3 protein-coding genes are annotated in these 2,595 nt (G+C 50.0%); all 3 read right to left on the reverse strand.

Going from position 1 to position 2,595, the window contains the following annotated elements; all coding sequences use genetic code 11:
- Nucleotides 1-18 precede the first annotated feature (18 nt).
- Nucleotides 19-1,962, reverse strand: a complete 1,944-nt coding sequence (gene acs, locus QF669_04480; protein MDP6456700.1) for an acetate--CoA ligase — start codon at nt 1,960-1,962, stop codon at nt 19-21.
- Nucleotides 1,963-2,026: 64 nt separating this feature from the next.
- Entirely contained in the window at nt 2,027-2,440 is a 414-nt protein-coding gene (locus QF669_04485; protein MDP6456701.1) for a molybdenum cofactor biosynthesis protein MoaE, read from the reverse strand.
- An 8-nt stretch (nt 2,441-2,448) separates the two neighbouring features.
- Complete coding sequence (locus QF669_04490; protein ID MDP6456702.1) at nt 2,449-2,574, reverse strand: MoaD/ThiS family protein; 126 nt, start codon at nt 2,572-2,574, stop codon at nt 2,449-2,451.
- Nucleotides 2,575-2,595: the final 21 nt, after the last annotated feature.

The raw sequence follows: 2,595 nt of genomic DNA on the forward strand, positions 1-2,595 counted from the left end.
ACTGGGCTCGAAGCCAGGCTATTGTCTGCCTGTCACCAATCCATCCACGACACTGGGATCGGCGAGCGTCGATATATCGCCCATGTTTTCAACATCACCTTCGGCAATTTTCCGCAGCACACGCCGCATGATTTTGCCGGAGCGGGTCTTCGGCAGCGCCGGCGTGAACTGGATCTTGTCAGGCTTGGCGTGCGGACCGATCTCGGTAGTAACAGTTTTCAAAATGCTGTGATGAATGCCGTCGTTTTCGTCTTCCTCAACGCCTGTCATGAGCGTCACAAAGGCGTAGATACCCTGCCCTTTGATCTCGTGGGGAAACCCGACAACAGCAGCCTCTGCCACCCCGTCAGCCTTACCAATGGCGCCTTCCACTTCCGCCGTTCCGATCCGGTGTCCTGACACATTCATGACATCGTCAATCCTTCCTGTTATCCAGTAATAACCGTCTTCATCCCGGCGGCAACCGTCACCGGTAAGGTAATAGCCCGGGAACCTGTCAAAATAAGTCTGCCTGAACCTCTCATGATCACCGTAAACGGTTCGCATCAGGCCGGGCCAGGCTGTCTTAATGACAAGGAATCCCTGGGCGGCGCCGGAAAGTTCGTTCCCTTCTTCATCCATGAGGACAGGTTCCACACCGAAGAATGGCAAAGCTGCCGAACCGGGCTTCGTAGGAATTGCTCCCGGTAGCGGCGTAATGAGAATGCCGCCAGTCTCAGTCTGCCACCAGGTGTCAACTATGGGGCATTTCTCCTTCCCTATCTTGCGGTGATACCACATCCACTCGGGTTCTTTGATCGGTTCTCCCACAGTTCCAAGAAGTCTGAGAGAGGAAAGATCATGTTCCCCGGGCCATTTATCTCCCTCCTTCATGAGAGCCCGGATGGCGGTAGGCGCTGTATAAAAGAGGTTGACTCCGTGTTTCTCCACCACCGCCCAGAAGCGTCCCCAGTCCGGATAGTTTGGTACGCCCTCGAACATAACCGATATTGCACGATTTGCCAGCGGCCCATATATGATATATGAATGTCCTGTAATCCAGCCGATATCTGCTGTACACCAGTAGACATCATCTTCATGGTAATCAAAGACCATTTCATGTGAAAATGACGTATAGACAAGATATCCGGCCGTAGTGTGAAGTACACCTTTGGGCGTTCCCGTTGATCCCGATGTATAAAGAATAAATAAAGGATCTTCAGCGTCCATCTCTTCAGGAGGACATTCAGATTCCGCGTCTTCCATCACCTCGTGCCACCAAATGTCTCTACCATCTTTCATATGGACTTCCGTGCCGGTTCGCTGCACAACGATTATCTTTTCAATGGACGATGCTTCAGAGACAGCCTTATCCGCATTGACTTTCATCGGAATATCGGTTTTTATTCCGCGTACACCCGTATCTTGAGTAATCAGGAGTTTGCAGGCAGAATCGTTGATACGGTCTCTCAAGGAATCAGCGCTAAATGCACCAAACACAATAGAATGGACGGCGCCGATCCTCGAGCACGCCAACATGGCGATGGCAAGCTGAGGAATCATTTGCTGGTAGATACAGACTCTATCACCCTTTCTGATGTCATTTGCTTTGAGTACGTTGGCAAACTTCTGCACTTGGCCCAAGAGTTCAGCGTAGGTGAAAGATTGTGACTCGCTGGGATCATTCCCCTCCCATATTATGGCTGTCCTGTCGCCGTGACCGGCCTCCACATGTCGATCGAGACAGTTGTAGCTTACATTCAGCTTTCCGCCTCTGAACCACTCAATATCCGCATTCACGAAGTCAGAATTGACGACTTCATCCCACTTCTTGAACCAATCCAACCGCTCAGCCACTCCGGCCCAGAATTCATCCGGATTCTCCATGGATTGGGTGTACATCTCTCTGTACTGTTCAGCAGAGTTGATGCGGGCCTCTGATACAAAATCTCTGTTCGGTGCAAATGTTTTACTACTCGACATTATTACCCCCTATCCTTATTTGTCAGAAAGAATTTACAATTCGCCGATGAATACCGCCAGCACCTCAGTGGTCGTGATGACTGGTTTTCTTCGACCCGTCCGGATAAATCGCCCACTTCCAGATCGGTACTCGTTTCTTTAATTCTGAAATAAACCAGGAGAGTGCACCCAGCGCTTCTTTTCTATGGGGAGCCCGGACAGATATATGTAGAGAACATTCTCCTACAGGCACTTCACCCTCCCTGTGGCGGCAAAAGAGATCGTGAATGGGGAATTTATCCATTGTTTCTTTAGCCAAAGCTTCCAGCTCCTGATCGGCCATCCCCTCGTACTGTTCATATTCCAGAGCAACGATGGGCTTCCCGTTCTCCGTTTCCCTTACCCGACCATTGAATACAACTTCAGCTCCTTCACCGGTATGATTGTCTTCACTGGGGAACGGATCGATTTTTCCCTGAACGATTTCTGTCTTAATCATGTTGGTGTTTATCCCCCCTGGACTGGGGGGATCAATGCCACCTCATCTCCATTCTTTAACATAACAGGTTTTTTAGCATATTTCCGGTTCACTGCTACTTTGACCTCAACGCCATTAAGGTCCTCCCCTGTTATCTCACGAATTTTGTTTTCAAC

The sequence above is a fragment of the Candidatus Neomarinimicrobiota bacterium genome (genome assembly GCA_030743815.1).
GTDB lineage: Bacteria > Fidelibacterota > Marinisomatia > Marinisomatales > S15-B10 > UBA2146.